16 protein-coding genes are annotated in these 18,371 nt (G+C 68.6%); 2 read left to right on the top strand and 14 right to left on the bottom strand.

All coding sequences use genetic code 11. The features are described 5' to 3' along the window. Positions 1-5 precede the first annotated feature (5 nt). Positions 6-1,208, top strand: a complete 1,203-nt coding sequence (gene mltB, locus C7R54_RS26470) for a lytic murein transglycosylase B (RefSeq protein WP_129153910.1) — start codon at positions 6-8, stop codon at positions 1,206-1,208. A 105-nt stretch (positions 1,209-1,313) separates the two neighbouring features. Here the strand turns inward: mltB and C7R54_RS26465 are convergent, their stop codons facing one another. The 12 genes from C7R54_RS26465 to C7R54_RS26410 all read right to left on the bottom strand — a co-directional run bounded on the left by C7R54_RS26465 (position 1,314) and on the right by C7R54_RS26410 (position 15,524). Beyond that, entirely contained in the window at positions 1,314-1,922 is a 609-nt protein-coding gene (locus C7R54_RS26465; protein WP_129153909.1) for a glutathione S-transferase family protein, read from the bottom strand. 34 nt (positions 1,923-1,956) lie between these two features. After that, on the bottom strand, positions 1,957-2,565 hold the full coding sequence (locus tag C7R54_RS26460) for a cysteine dioxygenase family protein (RefSeq protein WP_129153908.1): 609 nt from the start codon (positions 2,563-2,565) through the stop codon (positions 1,957-1,959). Between the two features lie 56 nt (positions 2,566-2,621). After that, positions 2,622-4,283: a rhodanese-like domain-containing protein gene (locus tag C7R54_RS26455; protein WP_129153907.1), complete on the bottom strand. Its 1,662-nt coding sequence runs from the start codon at positions 4,281-4,283 to the stop codon at positions 2,622-2,624. 47 nt (positions 4,284-4,330) lie between these two features. Continuing rightward, complete coding sequence (locus C7R54_RS26450) at positions 4,331-5,122, bottom strand: amino acid ABC transporter ATP-binding protein (RefSeq protein ID WP_129153906.1); 792 nt, start codon at positions 5,120-5,122, stop codon at positions 4,331-4,333. Between the two features lie 13 nt (positions 5,123-5,135). After that, positions 5,136-5,861 (bottom strand): amino acid ABC transporter permease, encoded by a 726-nt coding sequence (locus C7R54_RS26445; protein ID WP_129153905.1) that lies wholly within the window; start codon positions 5,859-5,861, stop codon positions 5,136-5,138. A gap of 5 nt (positions 5,862-5,866) precedes the next feature. Then, complete coding sequence (locus tag C7R54_RS26440) at positions 5,867-6,562, bottom strand: amino acid ABC transporter permease (RefSeq protein WP_129153904.1); 696 nt, start codon at positions 6,560-6,562, stop codon at positions 5,867-5,869. Positions 6,563-6,594: 32 nt separating this feature from the next. Next, positions 6,595-7,452, bottom strand: a complete 858-nt coding sequence (locus tag C7R54_RS26435) for an ABC transporter substrate-binding protein (protein ID WP_129153903.1) — start codon at positions 7,450-7,452, stop codon at positions 6,595-6,597. Positions 7,453-7,543: 91 nt separating this feature from the next. Next, a complete protein-coding gene (metC, locus tag C7R54_RS26430) occupies positions 7,544-8,704 on the bottom strand; it encodes a cystathionine beta-lyase (protein WP_129153902.1) in 1,161 nt (386 codons plus the stop codon). Further along, positions 8,701-9,699, bottom strand: a complete 999-nt coding sequence (locus C7R54_RS26425) for a Bug family tripartite tricarboxylate transporter substrate binding protein (protein ID WP_129153901.1) — start codon at positions 9,697-9,699, stop codon at positions 8,701-8,703. Before C7R54_RS26425 ends, metC begins: the two co-directional genes overlap by 4 nt. A 114-nt stretch (positions 9,700-9,813) precedes the next feature. Beyond that, a complete protein-coding gene (locus C7R54_RS26420; RefSeq protein ID WP_129153900.1) occupies positions 9,814-11,499 on the bottom strand; it encodes a hydantoinase B/oxoprolinase family protein in 1,686 nt (561 codons plus the stop codon). Then, on the bottom strand, positions 11,496-13,646 hold the full coding sequence (locus C7R54_RS26415) for a hydantoinase/oxoprolinase family protein (RefSeq protein ID WP_129153899.1): 2,151 nt from the start codon (positions 13,644-13,646) through the stop codon (positions 11,496-11,498). Before C7R54_RS26415 ends, C7R54_RS26420 begins: the two co-directional genes overlap by 4 nt. A gap of 144 nt (positions 13,647-13,790) precedes the next feature. Further along, complete coding sequence (locus tag C7R54_RS26410) at positions 13,791-15,524, bottom strand: rhodanese-like domain-containing protein (RefSeq protein ID WP_129153898.1); 1,734 nt, start codon at positions 15,522-15,524, stop codon at positions 13,791-13,793. A gap of 190 nt (positions 15,525-15,714) precedes the next feature. Between C7R54_RS26410 and C7R54_RS26405 the strand changes: the two genes are divergently transcribed. After that, positions 15,715-16,647, top strand: coding sequence for a LysR substrate-binding domain-containing protein (locus tag C7R54_RS26405; RefSeq protein ID WP_192903750.1), 933 nt, complete (start codon positions 15,715-15,717; stop codon positions 16,645-16,647). Positions 16,648-16,702: 55 nt separating this feature from the next. Here the strand turns inward: C7R54_RS26405 and cysM are convergent, their stop codons facing one another. Further along, entirely contained in the window at positions 16,703-17,617 is a 915-nt protein-coding gene (gene cysM, locus C7R54_RS26400) for a cysteine synthase CysM (RefSeq protein WP_129153896.1), read from the bottom strand. Positions 17,618-17,817: 200 nt separating this feature from the next. After that, positions 17,818-18,330 (bottom strand): ComEA family DNA-binding protein, encoded by a 513-nt coding sequence (locus tag C7R54_RS26395; RefSeq protein ID WP_129153895.1) that lies wholly within the window; start codon positions 18,328-18,330, stop codon positions 17,818-17,820. Between the last annotated feature and the right edge of the window lie 41 nt (positions 18,331-18,371).

Below are 18,371 nucleotides of genomic sequence, written 5' to 3'. Positions count from 1 at the left end.
AGATTATGTTCATCAGTCGACGATTCCTGCAAATCGCCTTGGCGACGTCCGTCCTGGCGGGCTGTGCCAGCACCCCGCCGCGCGCCGGCTCGGCCACCGCCCCGGCTGTCTCCCAGCCGGCGGACGCCAATGGCGAGGTCACCCGCATCCGCATCGGGCCACCGCCCGCGCAAGGCGCCCAGGCCGGCATGGACAGCGAGCCCGACGAAGCGCCGTCGGCGGTGCTTGCCCCGTCGGGCCAGCTGCGGCCGGAGGTGGATGCCTATGCCCGGCAGTTGGCGGCCGACCGCGGCCTGCCGGTCGACGCCCTGCTCGGCGCCCTGTCCGGGGCCCGCTACAGCGAGACCGTGGCGCGGTTGATCGCGCCGCCGCCCGGCAAGAAAATCTCGCGCAGCTGGATCACCTATCGCTCGCGCGTGGTCGAGCCCAAGACCATAGGCTGGGGCGTCTCGTTCTGGCAGGAAAACCAGGACGCGCTGAACCGCGCCGCCCAACGCTTCGGCGTGCCGGCGTCCATCATCGTCGGCATCATCGGCGTGGAAACCCGCTACGGCCGCAATATGGGCAGTTTCCGCGTGCTCGATTCATTGTCCACGCTGGCCTTCGATTACCCGGACCCATCCAAGCCCGATCGCGCGCGGATGTTCCGCGACCAGCTGAGCGATTTCCTGACCCTGGTAATGCAGGGCAAGCTGGACCTGCAGACGCGCGGGTCCTACGCCGGGGCCATCGGCATGCCGCAATTCATGCCCGGCAGCATCATGCGCTACGCCATCGACGGCGACGGCTCCGGCCACATCGACCTGGCCAACAGCGCCAACGATGCCATCCTGTCGGTCGGCAACTATCTCATGCAGCATGGCTGGCTGCGCGGATTGCCCGTGTTCGCGCCGGTGACGCTGCCGGCCAATCCGGCGGCGCTGGTCGACGGCGGGCTGGCGCCCCAGCGCGACTGGCCGAGGCTGCAAGCCGCCGGCGCGGTGGCCCGCCCCGTCAACGCCACGGCCGCCGATACGGCGGCGTGGCAGCAGGCGCCGCTAGGGGTCGTCGACCTGCCCGAGGAATCCGCCGGGACGGCCGAGTACCGCACCGCCACGCCGAATTTCTTCGCCATCACGCAGTACAACCACAGCTACTTCTATGCCGCATCGGTGGCTGACCTGGCCGAAGCCGTGCGGCAACGGATGAACCTGGTGGCGGGCAGATAGGCCGGCCACCGGCCGTAGGCTATAGGCCGAGCAACGGCTGCCGGCCATAGGCCGGGCAATGGCCACCGGCCATAGGCTGGGCGATGGCCACCGGCCGCCAGCCGCTCAGGCGAGCTTGTCCACGATGTGCCTCTTGTAGGCGCCATGCGTGCACAGCCGCAGGTAGTAGCTGCGCAAGGCGGGATGGCGGTCGGGCGGGATATCCAGCAGGGTCCAGCGATGGACGTGCGGTCCAAGCGCCACATCGCCTATCCCAAGGCCGACGCCGCCGATATACGGGCTGGCGCTTAGCGTGCGGTCCAGCATGCCGGCCAACCGGTCGACGCGGTCGGCCGCCGCGGCCAGTCCGGTATCCGCACCGCCCGTCGTTCGCTTCTGGCGCAAGGGCGCCAGGGCCGCCGCGAAATTCACGGTCGCCCAGTCCATCCACTTGTCGGAAAGGGCTCGCTCGCGCGCCGCGACGGGCCACAAGCTGCCCGCGCCATACTGGGCCGCGAGGTAGCGCACCACGGCATTGGACTCCCACAGGACCAGGCCGTCGTCGACCAGCGTCGGCACGCGGCCGTTGGGATTCATCGCCAGATAGGCCGGCGCTTCCAGCCCGCCGAACTCGCCGCCGGCCTTGTGCAAGGCATAGTCGAGCTTCAATTCATCCAGCGTCCAGAACACCTTGGCGGCATTGGACGAGGAAGACCTGCCCCAGACTTCGATCATATCGACCCTCTCCTGGTGTTGCGTTGCACGGCGTTCAGGCGTCGCGCCCAACGGTCGGCCGCATGAAATTCTTGTTGTAGTTGTAGACCTTGCCGGTATCCAGGTCGAAGCCCAGGCGGTCCGTCAGCGTTTCCAGCGCCTTGCCGTAGAGGTGGAAATGGCGCACGGTCTCGGTGCCGTCGACGTGGATGCTGTGGATGTCCTGCGGCATGAAATTGATGGGCGAACCGGGCTGGACCACGTATTCGCGCACCTGCTCCAGGTCCGCGCGATCCGGATCGCGGCCGTCGTCGCGGCGCTCGTAGATGCGGTTCAGCTCCTGGCCGCTGACCGCGACAATGACCGCCCAGGTGCCGTGGTTGTGGGGCTTGGTCGACTTGCCCGGAATGATGACGTTGATGTAGAGCGCCAGGCTGTCATCCGGCTGCTGCGCCAACAGATAGCGCGAGGACGTCGCGCCCGAGTCCGCCGCCGGGGCGGGAAAATCCTGCACGGGGAACAGGTCGGTGCGTGCCGCCAGCGGCTGCAGCCTTTCGCTGACGCGCACCAGGGTGGCGCGGTTCGGCTGGCCCTCGCCCAGGATGCGCTGGATGTCCGCCATGGTTTCCTGCACCAGGGCCTGTCGTTCGGTTTTCAGGGTCATCGTGTAAGTCCTTGGAGTTGTCGACGCACGGCGTCGGAAAAAAGCGGCGGCCCGGCTCAGGCAGGGCCGTAATGAAACCCTTCCGCGGCCACTTGCCGCAACAGGTTCTTTTCCCAGTTCAGGTAGGCCTGCATGGCATCCTTGTTGCCTTGCCGGCGGCCGGGCGCCCATTGCAGGAAATCGATACGGTCGGCGGCGGGCAGCGCGTCCTCGTTCGCGGACGCGACCGGCAGGCCGGCGGCGCGCCAGGCATGGAGCCCGCCGTGCGCCACGCTGACGTGGGCCTTGCCGCCGCCGCGCTCCAGCAGGTCCAGCGCGGCCAGCTGGGCCACGCGGCCGTCCTCGGAAAACAGCACCAGCGCACGGCCCCGGGCGATCTCGGCGTCCAGCGCGTCGAGCCGTGCGCGGTTGGCCCACACGGCGCCAGCGGGATGCAGCGCCAGGTATTCCACGCTGCGGTCCAGGGATACCGCCAGCGCACCCGCCAGCATGGCGGCCTGGGCGGCGCGGACATCGATCTCGGGCGCGGCCTGGATGGCGCCGCGCAGTTCGCGCTGGACCCGTGCCGCCTCGTCGGGGCCGAGGACGCCCATGCTCGACTCGTCCGTCGCCGCCGGGGCAAGGTCGTCGTCGGCGTCAGCCGTCCTTTCCAGTACGTGGACGTCCCATCCCATGTGCAGCAACCACTGCGCGGTCACAACCGCGCGCACGCCGTCGCTGTCGACCAGGACCACGCGCGCGCCCAGGGTTCCCAGCCATTGGTCGGTGGCCTGGACCAGCTGGCCGCCGGGGGCATTGCGCGCCAGGGGATGATGTCCCCGCGCATATTCCGCGGGCGTGCGGACGTCGAAGACGACGGTGGTCCGCGCCGGATCGGCCTGCCACGCGGCCAGTTGCGCCTCGCTCGCCGTAGGGACAGCGAAACGCGCGGCCAAGGTCCGCGCCCGCGCGCGCGCCACATCCGCGCCAGCCGGCGTGATATGGGCGCGCCGGGCCAATCCGCGCTCCAGTTCCCGGCCCGACAGGCGCCAGCCGTGATTACCGTCGGCCAGGTGCACCACGCGATTCGGCACGCCCGCGTTGATCAAGGCCTGGGCCCCCACGATGCCGCGCGTGCGGCCGCCACATGCGACGACCACCAACGTCTCCGGACTCGGCACCAGGTCGTCGAAGCGATAGACGAGTTCCCCGCCCGGGCAATTGACGGCGGTCGGCACGTGGCCGGCCGCATGCTCGGCCTCGGTGCGCGGATCCAGGATGACCAGGTCCGCGCGCGCCTGGACCAGGCGCGCCAATTCCTCGACATCGATGTGGGGCGTATCGAAAGCATGCTCCACCCACTCGCCGAAAGCCTTGCTGGGCACGTAGACGCCGGCGAACAGTTCACCGCCCGCTTGCGCCCAGGCCGCCTTGCCGCCCGGGAAGACACGGATGTCCCGATACCCCCGCGCGGCAAGCCTGGCGGCCGCGCGCATGGCGATGCCGTTGCCCTGGTCCATCAGGACGACAGGGCAGGTCTTGCGCGGCACCAGGGGTTCGACCAGCAGCTCCAGGCGGCTATAGGGCACGTTGACGGCGCGCAGCAGATGGCCAAAGCCGAACTCGCCCTCTTCGCTGACGTCCAGCAAGGCCAGTTCGGCGCCATGCGCCGCCGCGCGCGACACGCCGGCCAGGGCCGCCTTCAACGCGGCCGCATCCATTACGGGAAAGGATTCCATGTGAGATACCGATAGAAAAGTGGAGACCAGGAAAGAGACCAGCAAGTTCAAGCCAGGGCGGCACGGGCCGGCCCGGCATGGGCGCCGTCGCCCGGCGCGCCTGGCGACGGGCCGGGCCGCAGGATGTCGGCGAGAAAGCGGCGCGCGCGGGGATGGGAGGGCGATTCGAAAAAAACGCGGGGATCGGCGTCTTCCAGCACTTTCCCGCCGTCCATGAACCAGATGCGGTCCGCGACCTCGCGCGCGAACCCCATCTCATGGGTAACGATGGCCATGGTCATGCCCTCGCCCGCCAGCTGCTTCATCACGGCGAGGACCTCGCCTACCATCTCCGGATCCAGCGCGCTGGTCGGTTCGTCGAACAGGATGAGCGGCGGACGCTGGGCCAACGCACGGGCGATCGCCACGCGCTGCTGCTGGCCGCCCGACAGGCTGGCGGGCATGGCATCGGCCTTGTGGGCCAGCCCCACCTTGCCCAGCAGGTCTCGCGCCAGCGTCTCGGCCTCCTGCCGCAGCATGCCGCCGACCTTGCGCGGCGAGAGCATGATGTTCTCCAGCACGGACAGGTGCGGAAAGAGGTTGTACTGCTGGAACACGAACCCGATGCCGGCGCGCAGCGCGTTGAGATTGCTGCCCTTGGCATGCACGTCGCGCCCCTTGACCAGCACCGCGCCGCCCTGGATGGGTTCCAGCGCATTGACCGTGCGGATCAGGGTCGACTTGCCGGAGCCGGACGGTCCGCAGACGACGACCACCTGGCCATCGGCCACCGTGCCGCTCACGTCGTCCAGCGCATGGTAGGCGCCATACCATTTGTGTACGTTCTTGAAATCGATCATCGCAATCTCCTGGTCAGCTTGCTGATGCGGCCACCGCGGCGGACGCCGCGGCGCCGGCCGCTTGACGCAATCGGAAGTGCCGCTCCACCGCGGCGGCCGCGAACGACAGCCCGTAGCAGAGCAGGAAATAGATGCATGCCAGCAGCAGATAGGTCTGCAGCGCGTGCGTCATCTCCACGCTATTGATCTCCTGGGCGGCGAAAGTCGCCTCCTGCACGCCGATGATGTACACGATGGACGTGGCCTTGATGGTGGAAATGAACTGGTTGACGATGGACGGCAGCATGTTGACCAGGGCCTGCGGCAGGATCACATGCACCATGGCCTGGGCATAGGTCAGCCCGGCGGCTCGCGCCGCCTCGGCCTGTCCCGCCGGCAGGCCCTGGATGCCCGCACGCACGATCTCCGCCATGAAGGCGGCCTCGTAGCAGACGATGGCGCACAAGGCCGTGGCGAACGGCGAAATGGTGTCGCCGATCAACAGGGGCAACAGGTAGTACGCCCAGAAAATGATCATGACCAGCGGAATGCCGCGCAGGCCATGGACCCACGCGCTGGCCGGCCAGCGCAGCCACCGCCAGGAGCTGGTGCGCGCCAATCCCAGCAGCAAGGCCACCGGAAAGGACAGCGCCAGGCCCAGGGCGGCCAGGATGAGCGTGGCCACGATGCCGCCCAGGGGACCGTGCGGCCATGGCCCCACCAGCAGCAGCATGCCGTACTTCCGTATGATGTCCAGCATCCCCGTCACCCCTTGAACGTGGGCGGATAGCGCCGCCCGAACCAGTTGCCGAACGTCATCAGGCACAGCGAGACGATCAGGTAGAAGGCCGTTGCCACCGCGAATGCCTCGAAGGCGCGGAAGGTAAGGTTCTCGATGGCGCGGGCCTGGTTGGTCAGCTCCGTCACGCCGATGGCCATGGCCAGGCTGGTGTCCTTGAACAGGATCAAGGACCGGTTCACCAACGGCGGCACGCCTATGCGCAGGGCCTGCGGCAAGGTGACGTACCGCAGGGCGCCGAAGGCGCTCAGGCCGACGGAGCGGGCGGCCTCGTGCTGCGCCCCCGGAATGGCGCGAAACCCGGAGCGGATGTCTTCCGCCATGTAGGCGCTGGAATTGAGCGACAGCGCCACCAGGGCGAAGAGGAACTCGCTGTTGCCATGATTGATCCACAGGCGCAGGCCCGTGGGCAGGATCTCGGGCATGCCGAAATACCACACCATGATCTGCACCACCGTGGGCACGTTGCGGTGGTACTCGATGAACAGCCGCAAGACGGCGCGCACGGGTCTCAGGGGTATGGCGCCCAGGCCGACCAGCACCACCGCCAGGCCGAAGCCGCACACCCAGGCGCCGGCGAACAGGCGCAGCGTGGTGGCCACGCCCAGCGCCAGCGCCGCCAGCACGTCGGGGGACGTCAGGAAGGAAAAGTCGAAATGCATCGTGTCCCGGGCCGCGCGGGCCCGCCCCATGGCTATTGGCGGTGCAGGTCCACCGGCTCGACCTTGAACGTGCGCACCAGCTTGTAGGGCGAATTGGCGCCCATCCATTTGTCGTAGATGGCGCTCAACTCGCCGCGCCGGTCCATGTCCTGGATCACCTTGTTGATGGCGGCGAGCAGTTCCGGATTGCCCTTGTCGACGACCAGCCCCATATGCTCCGTGAAAATGGGCTCGTCCAGCATCACCGTGGGATCGCCCTGCTTCTCCGATTCGATGCGAAAGCGGATTAGGCCCAGGTCGCCGCCCGGCAAGGCATCGACCTTCTCGCTTTGCAGCGCCAGGTAGCAGGAAGACACGTCCTGGAAATTCAGCATGCGCGACTTGGTCAGCACCCGCTGCGCCACGGCCGACGAACTGGACCCCTTGCTGGTGCACACCTTGCGGCCATCCAGGTCGGACAGCTTGGTGATGCCGGATTTCTTCTTGACCAGCAGGCGGATGTCGTCCTGCAGGTACTGCAAGCTGTAGTCGACCTGCCTGGCGCGCTCGGGCAGGTAGGCCATCGAGCCGGCGACCATGTCCACGCGTCCCATCTTCAGCTCGGGAATCCGGGCCTCGGTCGACAGCGGCTTGTGCTCCAGCTTCACGCCCAGGCCCTGCGCCACGGCCTTGCACATGTCGACGTCATACCCCATGTAGGACCGCGTGTCCGGATCCTGGAAGGCATACGGGGAAGATGCATTCTGCGTGCCGCAGATCAGCGTGCCGCGCGACTTGATATCGGCCAGCCGGTCGGCATGGGCCGGCGCGGCCGCCAGCAAGGCCGCGGCGCACAGTCCCGCCGCGGCAAGGCGATGAAGGAGGAAAGCGTGGTGCGAAGGCGTAGGCATGTCAGGGCCCCCTGTTTCAGGAATGAAGGTCGAACAACGGCAGGACTGCGAACGGACACGGCTGGAGAAAATGGAAGTTCGATGGCGCAGGTTAGGACGCCGCCGCCGAAAATCCCTGCTTCAGATCGGCGATCAGGTCTTGCGGATCCTCCATGCCGACATGCAGGCGCAGCACCGGCCCGGCGGGCGTCCACGCCGTGGCCGTGCGCGACGCGCCGGCCTGGACCAGGTTCACCAGGCTTTCATAGCCGCCCCAGCTCGAACCGATGCCGAACAGCGTCAAGCTGTCCACCAGGGCTTGCACGCGACCGCCCCACTCCGGCCGCAATTCCACCGCGAACAGCGACGCGGCGCCGCCGAAGTCCCGCCGCCAAAGGGCATGGTCGGGATGGCTTTCCAGCGCGGGATAGTTCACCGCCGCCACCTGAGGCTGGCGCTCCAGCCAACGAGCCACTTCGACCGCATTGCCCATCTGCTGGCGCAGGCGCACGCCCAGCGTGCGCAGGCCGCGCAAGCCCTGGTAGCAGTCGTCCGGACTGACGCTGTAGCCGAGGTCGTCGACGGCCTTGTGGATGGCGTCCCAGTGCGTCTCGTTGGCGGTGATCACGCCCATCATCAGGTCGGAATGGCCGCCGATGTACTTGGTCGCCGCGTGGATCGAGACGTCGACGCCCAGTTCGAAGGGCCGCAGGAAGTAAGGCGTGGCCCAGGTGTTGTCGGCGATGACCGGGATGCCGCGGGCATGCGCGGCGGCGGCGATGGCCGGGATATCCTGCACCTCGAAGGTCTGCGAGCCCGGAGACTCGCAATAGACGGCCACGGTGTCGGGCGTCAGGCGGCCGGCGATCCCAGCGCCTATGCGCGGCGCATAGAACTCGGTGCGCACGCCCCAGCTGGCCAGGCGCCCTTCGCAAAAGCGGCGGGCGGGGGTATACACGGAGTCGGGCATCAGGAGGTGGGCCCCAGGCCGCGCATAGGCGGTGAGGCTGGCGACGATGGCCGCCAGCCCATTGGGGACCGCCGCGGTCTTGTAGCCGCCTTCCAGGCTGGCCACGGCTTCCTCGAAGGCATAGGTGGTGGGCGTGCCATGGCGTCCATAGCGCACGAACTTGTCGCCGTGCGACTTGCGGTCCTGGTAGGACGCCAGCGTCGGGAAGATGACGGTGGACGTGCGGAAGACCGGGGTGTTGACCATGCCCGCATGGGCCTGTGGATCGCGTCCTGCGTGTACCAGCAAAGTGTCGTTTTTCATTTCGATGCGTGGGCGGAGGGAAGGGATGCAGCGGGCGACTGCGTGGAGGAAGACGCCAGGCCAAGCAGTTGCGCGGCATGCGCCGTGTGGCCGGCGATATAGTCGCGCGCGGCCTGCGGCGTGGTGGGAGAAGCCGACATGCCCTCGGCGGCGAATTTTTGCTGCACGTCCGGTTCGGCCAGCACGGCAGCGAGGGCGCCGTTGAGCCGGTCCATCACGGCGGCCGGCGTGCCCGCCGGCGCCGTCAAGGCATAGAAACTCTGCATGGCGTAGCCGGGCACGGTCTCGCCGATGGCGGGCACCGCGGGCATGATGGGCGAACGCTGCGGCGTGGTCAGGCCCAGCGCGCGCAACTGGCCGGACTTGATCATGGGCACCACGGAAGGATCGGCGAACATCATGTCGATGTGCCCGCCCAGCAGGTCGTTGATGGCCAGCGACGTGCCTTTGTACGGGATGTGCTGGATATCCACATGCGCTTGCGCGACAAGCATGGCGCCCGCCAGGTGCTGGCCCGTGCCCGTTCCGCCCGAACCCATGGTCAACGTACCCGGCCTGGCGCGCGCCAGCGCCAGCAGGCTGGCCACGTCATGCGCCGGCAGCGATGGGCGCACGACCAGGATTTGCGGAATCAGGACCACCAGGGACACGGGCGCCAGGTCCTTCAGGGGCGCATAGGACAGGCTCTTGAACAGCAGGGGACCGACCGACAAGGGGCCCGTCCCGCCGACCAGCAGCGTGTAGCCGTCCGCGGCCGCATGCGCGACATAGGCGGCCCCGATCGTGCCGCCGGCGCCCGCGCGGTTTTCCACGATCACCGGTTGGCCCAGCCGCGCGGACAAACCCGTGGCCAGCACGCGGCCGACGAAATCCACGCCGCCGCCCGGCGGATACGGCACGACGAGGGTGATCGGCCTATCCGGGAAAGGCGCCGCGTGTCCGGCGCCGGCAAAACAGCTCAGGCAAAACAACAGCATCCACGGCAAACGTCTCATGTTCGACTCCTGCCGGACCATGCGGGTCCGCTAGTTCATAGGTTGGCTGGCATTGTCTCCGCCACCCCTGGCCTGGATGGGCATCGCATCCCCACGCCTGCGGGAATGGGCCTCCTAGGACTGTCCGTATATTTCCCGGGCCGCATCGGCGCCGACGAGGCCATGGCGCACGTCGCGCTCGACGTACTCCCGCGCGCGCTCGCGCGGATCGCCGATGCCGCCGCCCCCAGGCGTTTCGATGATGACCCGGTCGCCCGCCGGCACCAGCTGCCGCCCCTTGCCGTTGAGCACCTGGCCCGACTTCAGCCGCACGCGCCCCGCGGCTCCCTCATGTCCGCCCAGCGCGCCGCGCGCCGGATACTTGATGCGGTCGAAGGTCGCGGCCAGGATCATGGGAACGTGTCCGGCATGAGCCACCTCGACGACCTGGCCCAGGCCGCCGCGGTACTTGCCCGGGCCGCCGGAATCGCGTCGGTATTCCTTGCGCCAGAACACGAGCGGGGCCATGGTCTCGGAGATCTCCACCGCCGTATTGCGCACGCCGCTGGGAAAGGAGGTCGTCGACAAGCCGTCCTGGCGCGGGCGCGCGCCGGTACCGCCGGTGGTGAAGGACACCTGCGTGAAGCGCCGGCCGGCAAGGAAATCCTCGGACGGCGCGCCCGCCATGGGCTGTCCGCCCACCAGGCGGATATTCCAGAGGCTGGAGGCCCCTTCCGCCGGCACGCGGTCGGGATGGACCTGGCGCAGGCAGCCAAAAACCAGGTCCGGCAGCATCATGCCGACGATGGCGCGGGACGTGACGGCGCAAGGCGGCAAGGCATTGACGATGCTGCCCTCGGGGGCCTTGACCTTGACCACGCCCAAGGAGCCAGCGTTATTGGGCACGTCCGCGCCGATGATGCAGCGCACGCCGAACGACGTGTAGGCATCCGTGTACGACTTCGGCACGTTCAACGCCCGCTGGACGGTGCCGGAACTGCCCGCGAAATCCACCTCGATGCCGCGCGCCGACACGGTCAGCGCCGCCTTCAAGTGGATGGGCGCCTCGTAGCCGTCTATGGTCATTTCGTGGCGCCAGGTGCCCGCGGGCCAAGCGGCGGCGGCCTTGAGCATGGCCGCGCGGGACTGCGCGATGATGTGCTCGCCCAGCGGCGTGAGCGTCTTCAGGCCGTATTCGCGCATCATGCTGGTCAGCCGCCTGCCGGCCACGTCATTGCAGGACACCAGGGCGTAGACGTCCCCCACCACCTGCACCGGATCGCGCACGTTGGCGCGCAGGAAGTCCAGCACGGTCTTGCTCATCTCGCCGCGGTCGGCCAGCTTCGCGATGGGAATGAACAGGCCCTCGTGGTAGATCTGCGTGGCATCGGGTCCCACGCCCACGCCGCCGATGTCCACCACATGGGTGTTGGACGCGAATAGCGCCACCAGCTTGCGTCCCAGGAATACGGGCGTCACCACCGTGATATCGAAAAGGTGGCCGGTGGCTTTCCAGGGATCGTTGGTGATGTAGATATCGCCCGGCCGCATGGTGGCCGCGGGAAACTCGGCGAGGAAATGGCGCAAGGACTCGGCCACCGAATTGACGTGGCCGGGCGTGCCGGTGACCGCCTGCGCGATCATCCGGCCGTCCGGCAGGAACAGGCCGGCCGATACGTCGCCCGCCTCGCGCGCGGCGGCGCCGAATGCGGTGCGGATGATGGTCTGGGCCTGCTCCTCGACCACCGCGATGAGGCGATCCCAGAGGATCTGGTTACGTATGACGGCTGTCGCCGACTGGTTCGACCGCGTAGCGTTCATGCGTTGCCTCCTTGCGTCCTTGTCCGACCGCGGCGGTCCAGCACCAGATAATGGCGCGCGTCGACCCTGGCCGTGAAACCGGCCGGGACGACCGTCGTCGTCTGGTCCTCGACGATAAGCGCCGGGCCCTCGATGTGGTCCGATTCCGCCAGGTCGAGGCGGTCGTAGGCGGGGATGTCGACCGCGCGCGCCCGGGCCATGTCGAAGACGGGGCGGCGCGCCTTGGGTACTGGCTTGCGGGCCGGCGCGGCACGGCGCGGCGGGTCCCCGGCCGCGGCGCGACGCGTGGATACGGTCACCGTCCAGGTGAGAATCTCGACCGGCACGCCCGGAATGACGCGGTCATACAGCTTGCGGTACTCGCGCTCGAACAGCTTGGGCAGGCGGGCCGCCAGTGCCTCGGTGAGGCGCGCGGCCGGCAGTGCGACGGGAATTTCATGCCCCTGGCCCCGATAGCGCATATAGGCCACGCACCGCGTCTCCAGCCGGCTGCCCTTGGGCGCGGCCGCGCGCACGGCCGCGCTCGCCTCCTCGCGCATCCCGGCCAGGATGAGATTGACCGCGGCGGGATCCAGCGACTCCGCCGCCTGGTAGAAGCTGCGCAAGGCCTGGTAGGCCACCGGCGCCCAAAGGAAACCCAGCGCCGATCCCACGCTCGCCGCGACCGGGACGATAACCCGGTCTATCCCCAGCTTGGACGCCATTTGGGCCGCGTGCAGCGGGGCGGCCCCACCGAACGCGATCATGGTGTAGCGCTCGATATCCTTGCCCAGCTCTATGCCATGCACGCGCGCCGCGCCCGCCATGTTCTCCGCGACTATCTCGCTGATCGCCAGCGCTCCCATCTCCGGATTCATGCCCAGCGGTCCGGCGACATCGCGGGCGATCGCCGCGCGCGCCGCGTCCGGCGCCAGCGCGACCTTGCCCGCGGCAAAGCGCGACGGGTCCAGCAAGCCCAGCATGCAGTTCGCATCGGTCACCGTGGACCGCGTGCCGCCGCGCCCGAAACAGGCAGGCCCCGGATCGGACGTCGCGCTATCGGGCCCTACCTGCACCCGGCCCAAGGCATCGACATGGGCCATGGAACCGCCGCCGGCGCCGATTTCCACCATCTCGATCACCGGGATGCGTATGGGCAGACCCGAGCCCTTGAGAAAGCGGTACATGCGGCCGAACTCGAAGCTGCGCGACAGCTGGGGGGTATAGTCGTCGATGAAGCAGATCTTCGCGGTCGTGCCGCCCATGTCATAGGACAGCACATGCCGTTCGCCGCAATGCTCCGCGACCTGCCGGCCAAGAATGGCGCCGCCGGCGGGGCCGGACTCCACCAGCTTGACCGGTTGGCGGGCGCCCAGCTCCAGCGAGGTCAACGAACCGCCCGAAGTCATCAGGTAGATCGGGCAAGCCAGGCGGGCCTCGCGCATCAGTCTTTCCAACTCGCGCAGCGACCGTGCGACCACTGGCTGCACATAGGCATTGGCACAGGCCGTGGAGGTACGCTCGTACTCCCGCACCTCGGGACAGACATCGGCGGAGACGGTGATCCAGGCTTGCGGCAAGGCCTCGGCCAGGATGGCCGCCGCGCGCGCTTCGTGGGCGGGATTCACATAGCTGTGAAGAAAGGAAATCGCCACGCTTTCGATGCCGGCCTCGCGCAGCAGTCCCGCCGTGTGGCGCACCGCATCCTCGTCCAGCGGCAGTAACGCGCGGCCATGCACGTCCATGCGCTCCGGAATACCGAAGCGGAGGTCGCGCGGCACCAGCGGGACGGGTTTCTCCAGGAAAATATCGTATTGCGCGTAGCGATTCTCCTGGCCAATCTCGACCACGTCGCGAAAACCCTCGGTGGTCAGCAAGGCGGTGCGCGCGCCCTTGCGTTCGATCAACGCATTGGTGGCCAACGTCGTTCCCAGGATGAACAGCGCCACGTCGCTCGGATGCAGGCCCGCCTGGTCCAGGACCTCCCGCGCGCCCTGCATGACGCCCAACTCCGGCTGCGCGGGAGTGGTCAGCACCTTGGTCGTGTGCATTTTCCCATCCGCCATCAGCACAGCGTCGGTGAATGAGCCTCCGATATCGACCGCCAGCAGGACGCGGCCGGCGCTCTCGGCCGCTGCGCCATGCTGGGAGAACTGCCGGCTTGCCATGGATCCATCTCCTGCGAAAACGACAAATACAGCGATAAGGTTCAGGGAACGCGCCACGCCCGGAAGGCCAGGCGTCGCACGGTCCGGTCGACGGTGGAGCGCGGCGACCCCGGCACGGTCATGCCCGCCCGGGATGGCCCGCCCTCAACGCAGGCATTCCCGAAAACGGAAGTCGGCGTCGGCCGCGACGGCGGCCACCAGGCCCTCTTCCCAATCGAGGTACTCCAGCATGGCCTTGCGCGTGTCGCCGGCGCGCTGGTGAGCGCGCAGCCACACGTCGTCGTCCGCGCCGCTCAGGCGCTCCGCGCCCTCGGCCAGCGGCAGGCCGGCCGCGACCCAGGCCGCCGTGCCGCCTTCCAGCACGCTCACCGGCGTATCGGTGAGGGCCTGCAGTTCCGCGCTGGCGATGCGCGCCAGCAGGCCATCCGCGCAGGTCAGGATCCATTCGCGCGGCGGCGCGCCGGAGGCGATCACCGGCAGGCTGTCGGCCAGCCGCGCGCGCACCGCATGCCAGGCGCCGGCGATGTGCGACCGCTTGTAGGTCATGCTGTCCTCGATATCGATGATCGTGGCGTCGCCGCGTGCCATCAGGGCGGCGGCCACGCCCGGCGTGCGCAACGCCGGCCGGACGCGCGCGATATTCAACGGAGCATGGGGCGCCGCCGCGCCGCGTTCGCTGAACTCGGCGGCCGCGGCGCGCAGCACGCGCACATCATGCCAACCCATCTGCTTCAGCCACATGGCGGTGAAGACGGCACGCGCACCGTCGTCGTCGGACAGCACGACGACCGCATTGCGAACCGGCGCCCAGACATCCAGCGCATGCACCAGCTGGGCGCCCCCTATGCCCACCGCGCCGGGAAGATGGCCGGCGGCGTACTCCTCCGGCGTGCGGACATCGAACAAGTACACCGTGCGGCCGGCGTCCGCGCGCAGCGCCTCCAGGCCGGGCAGGTCCATGTACGAGAGACCATGGCGGTCGGCCAGCCGCTGCGCCGACTCGGCCGCGGCCGCGCGCGCGGCGGGCGCCAGCGGCGGACAGGCGGAAACCGCGCCATGCGCCAGTTCCCTGCCGTCCAGGGCCCAGCCCATGGTGCCCCCCTGCAAGGCGTAGACCGGATTGCGCAGGCCGACCTCCAGCAAGGTCCGGGTCGCCATCAGGCTGCGGGTGCGGCCGGCGCAGTTCACCAGGACGATGTCGTCCGCCGGCGCCAACTGCGCCGCGCGATAGGCCAGCTCCATGCCCGGATAGTTGATGGCGCCGGGTATGGTCATCCGGCGAAACTCCGCGGCGGGACGGCAGTCCAGCATATGCACGCGCCGCCCTTGCGCCTGCCAGGCCGCCAGGTCGGCGACCGTGGCCTGCGGCAGCTCTCGCGCATGGGCAAGTTGTTCGGCGAAGGCCTTGCTATAGGTGTTCAGGCCGCCGTAGAGCGCGTATCCCTCCCCCCGCCATGCGGCGGTGCCGCCCGCCAGCACATGGACACGGCGGTAGCCGCCGGCGACCAGGCGTTCGGCGGCGGCGCGGGCCAAGGCATTGTCACGGTCGCCGCCGTCGCAGACGACGATGCGCACCTCGCGGCGGGGAAGCATGGCCGGCGCCAGGCGCTCCAGGCGGCTGAGCGGCAGATTGGACGCCAGCAGAAGATGGCCATCGCGCCCGAACACGCCCTCCTCCCGCACATCCAGCACGGCGAACTCGCCGCCGTCGTCCAGCATGGCACGCAGTTGCGCCGGCCCGACCGTCCGGGGTCCGGCAGACTGAGGCGTGGCCGTGTCCGCCGCCGCGGCATCGCCGCGGCCTGGACCACGTCGCTCCGAACCGCTGTCTTCCTTGCGCGCGGCCCGCTGGCGCGGCGCTGCGAATCTGGCGTCCATATCTGTCCTGCCCGGTTGGCTGCCCGCGCGCTATCAAGGGGAGGTGACGCGGGCATGACGAGAAGGTAGCAAGCACCTCGGTAAACTCATAATATTTATTTATGATCGAGTATTCGAAAATCCTATACTGACGCGCGCGCGCAGCGTCCCGCCAGCGGCGGCGGCGATGGACGGAACGCAAGGAGAAAGCATGAACCTGCAGCAACTGCGCTTCATTTGCGAAGTCGCCCGCCGCGATCTCAAGGTGTCGCGGGTGGCGGAGTTGCTGCATATCTCGCAGCCCAGCGTGAGCACGCAAATCCGCCTGTTGGAAGAAGAACTGGGCCTGACCATCTTTACCCGCCAGCGCAACCGCCTGACGGCCATCACGCCGGTGGGAGGCGAGATCATCGAGCGGGCGCAGCGCGCCTTGATGGAAATCGATGAGATCCGCCAGTTGGCCAGCGCCCACAGCGCCGACGACAGCGGCACGCTGACGATAGCCGCCAGCCATGCACAGGCGCGCTTTCGCCTGCCGGCGGCCCTGCGCCAATTCGCGGACCGCTATCCGCGCGTGCATATCACCATCCGGCCGGAGAGCGGGCGCCAGATCACCGACACCTTGCGCGCGGGCCAGGCCGACATCGGCATCCTCAGTTCGGCCAAGGACCTGCATGGGGACCTGTTCGGTATTCCCTTCCAGACCTACAGGCGCCTATTGCTGGTGGCGACGGGCCATCCGCTGCTCAAGGTGGAGCGTCCCGGCTTCGACGATATCGCGCGCTACCCCATCGTCCTGTACGAGCCCTCGCAGACCGGCACCGTGGTACTCAATACCCTGGAACGCCTGGGCAAGCAGGCCCCGTCAGTGCTCAAGGCCACCAATGCGGATGTCGTCAAGGCCTATGTGGAACAAGGGCTCGGGGTGTGCGTGCTGCCGGAGCTGGTGTTCGACCCCGAGCGCGATCGCGGCCTGCGGGCCATCAACGTGGACCACCTGTTTTCCACCAGCACCACGTTTATCGTGCTCAATCGCAAGCACCACCTGCGTGCGTATGCCTACGCGTTCATCGAGATCCTGGCGCCGCAGGTGACGCGCCAGTCGGTCGAGCGCCTGCATGGGCAGCATCAGAAACCCGACTGAAACGGATTCGCGGGTCGCGGGGTCGCGCCACTTGCGCGGCCCGCGCGGCAAGCGCTCAGGTATTGAACACCCCGGTGGACAGATAGCGGTCGCCGCGATCGCAGACGATGAACACGATCGTGGCGTTTTCCACGCGTGCCGACACCCGCAGGGCGGCGACCAGCGCGCCCGCCGAGGAAATGCCGCCGAAGATGCCCTCTTCCGCCGCCAGGCGACGCGCCATGGACTCGGCCTCGGTCTGCTCGATGGACTCATAGCCATCGATGCGGCTGCGGTCGAAGATGGCGGGCAGATACGCTTCCGGCCATTTGCGGATGCCAGGGATCTGCGACCCCTCGGCCGGTTGTGCGCCGATAACCTGCACCGCCGGGTTTTGCGACTTCAGGTACGTCGAGACGCCCATGATGGTGCCGGTGGTGCCCATGGCGCTGACGAAGTGCGTGATGCGGCCGCCGGTCTGCGTCCACAGTTCCGGGCCCGTGCCTTCGATGTGGGCGCGCGGGTTGTCGGGGTTGGCGAACTGGTCCAGCACCTTGCCCTTGCCTTCGCTCTGCATGGCCAGTGCCAGGTCGCGCGCGTATTCCATGCCGCCCTTGCTGGCGGGCGTCAGGATGAGCTGCGCGCCATAGGCGGTCATGGCGGCGCGGCGCTCCAGCGACAGGTTGTCCGGCATGATGAGGATCATGCGATACCCGCGCATGGCGGCCACCATGGCCAGGGCAATGCCGGTATTGCCGCTGGTGGCCTCGATCAGCGTATCGCCAGGACGGATCTCGCCGCGCGCCTCGGCGTGGCGGATCATGGACAAGGCCGGACGGTCCTTGACGGAGCCGGCCGGGTTGTTGCCTTCCAGCTTGGCCAGGATGACGTTGCCGCGCGCGTCGCTGTCGGCGCCCGGGATGCGTTGCAGACGAACCAGCGGCGTATTGCCGACGGTTTGTTCGATAGTGGGGTAGGTGGCGGTGTTCATGCCGGAAATATAACGCCCTCCGGGCATGACGCAAGACATGGCCGCACGGCGGCCAGGGATACCCCGCCAGTCGCCAGGGCGTTCGCGGCTATCGTTCCTGTCGTGTCTGTCCCGCCTGCCCCGCCTGCCCCGCCCGTCTTGGCCTGCGGCCGCCAAGGCCGCGGCGCCGGCCCTGCCCCTCGCTCCGGCTCCGCGCGCGCTCAGGGACGGTCGGAGCCTCGCCGGCTCCCCTGCCGTCCCGGCCTGCCGGCGGGCTTGCCCTGCCCGGCCGCGTTGACGCCGGACGAGGCATCGGGCTTGCCGGCGCCGGCACTGCCCGTCCCGCCGCCGATGCTCAAGCCCGCGTCCTGCAGGGCACGCGCCTTTTTCGCACCTATGCCGCGCACGCGGTCGGACAGGTCTTCCAGGGACTGGAAGTTGCCCCCACGCTGGCGCTCCCGGACGATGACGGCAGCCGTCTTGGGTCCCACGCCCCGCAAGGTCTGCAACTGCTCGGCGGTCGCGGTGTTCACGTCCAGCGCCGCCACGGGCGCGGCGGCCAGCGACAGGCCAGCCGCCAGGGCCAGGGCGCCAAACCGGCGTCCCCAATGGCGCGCAGCGGGCTCCTGGCGGGGGGTATCGATAGCGTTGGGCATCGGGGCCTGGATCGGGATCGGGATCGGGATCGGAGCCGGGGCCGCGCTGGCGACAGGATTGTGCAGGAAGGGATTCATGAATGTCTCCTGGGCATGCCTGGGGCATGCCCCGCAAGGGT

It is taken from the genome of Achromobacter aloeverae, from assembly GCF_004121055.1.
GTDB lineage: Bacteria > Pseudomonadota > Gammaproteobacteria > Burkholderiales > Burkholderiaceae_B > Bordetella_C > Bordetella_C aloeverae.
The sequence above is the reverse complement of the archived record's forward strand: the minus strand, read 5'-3'. Positions and strand labels throughout refer to the sequence as shown.

Bases quoted from the DNA above. Each gene is read 5' to 3' on its own strand.
- mltB (WP_129153910.1), top strand. From the start codon at position 6: ATGTTCATCAGTCGACGATTCCTGCAAATCGCCTTGGCGACGTCCGTC.
- C7R54_RS26465 (WP_129153909.1), bottom strand. From the start codon at position 1,922: ATGATCGAAGTCTGGGGCAGGTCTTCCTCGTCCAATGCCGCCAAGGTG.
- C7R54_RS26460 (WP_129153908.1), bottom strand. From the start codon at position 2,565: ATGACCCTGAAAACCGAACGACAGGCCCTGGTGCAGGAAACCATGGCG.
- C7R54_RS26455 (WP_129153907.1), bottom strand. From the start codon at position 4,283: ATGGAATCCTTTCCCGTAATGGATGCGGCCGCGTTGAAGGCGGCCCTG.
- C7R54_RS26450 (WP_129153906.1), bottom strand. From the start codon at position 5,122: ATGATCGATTTCAAGAACGTACACAAATGGTATGGCGCCTACCATGCG.
- C7R54_RS26445 (WP_129153905.1), bottom strand. From the start codon at position 5,861: ATGCTGGACATCATACGGAAGTACGGCATGCTGCTGCTGGTGGGGCCA.
- C7R54_RS26440 (WP_129153904.1), bottom strand. From the start codon at position 6,562: ATGCATTTCGACTTTTCCTTCCTGACGTCCCCCGACGTGCTGGCGGCG.
- C7R54_RS26435 (WP_129153903.1), bottom strand. From the start codon at position 7,452: ATGCCTACGCCTTCGCACCACGCTTTCCTCCTTCATCGCCTTGCCGCG.
- metC (WP_129153902.1), bottom strand. From the start codon at position 8,704: ATGAAAAACGACACTTTGCTGGTACACGCAGGACGCGATCCACAGGCC.
- C7R54_RS26425 (WP_129153901.1), bottom strand. From the start codon at position 9,699: ATGAGACGTTTGCCGTGGATGCTGTTGTTTTGCCTGAGCTGTTTTGCC.
- C7R54_RS26420 (WP_129153900.1), bottom strand. From the start codon at position 11,499: ATGAACGCTACGCGGTCGAACCAGTCGGCGACAGCCGTCATACGTAAC.
- C7R54_RS26415 (WP_129153899.1), bottom strand. From the start codon at position 13,646: ATGGCAAGCCGGCAGTTCTCCCAGCATGGCGCAGCGGCCGAGAGCGCC.
- C7R54_RS26410 (WP_129153898.1), bottom strand. From the start codon at position 15,524: ATGGACGCCAGATTCGCAGCGCCGCGCCAGCGGGCCGCGCGCAAGGAA.
- C7R54_RS26405 (WP_192903750.1), top strand. From the start codon at position 15,715: ATGAACCTGCAGCAACTGCGCTTCATTTGCGAAGTCGCCCGCCGCGAT.
- cysM (WP_129153896.1), bottom strand. From the start codon at position 17,617: ATGAACACCGCCACCTACCCCACTATCGAACAAACCGTCGGCAATACG.
- C7R54_RS26395 (WP_129153895.1), bottom strand. From the start codon at position 18,330: ATGAATCCCTTCCTGCACAATCCTGTCGCCAGCGCGGCCCCGGCTCCG.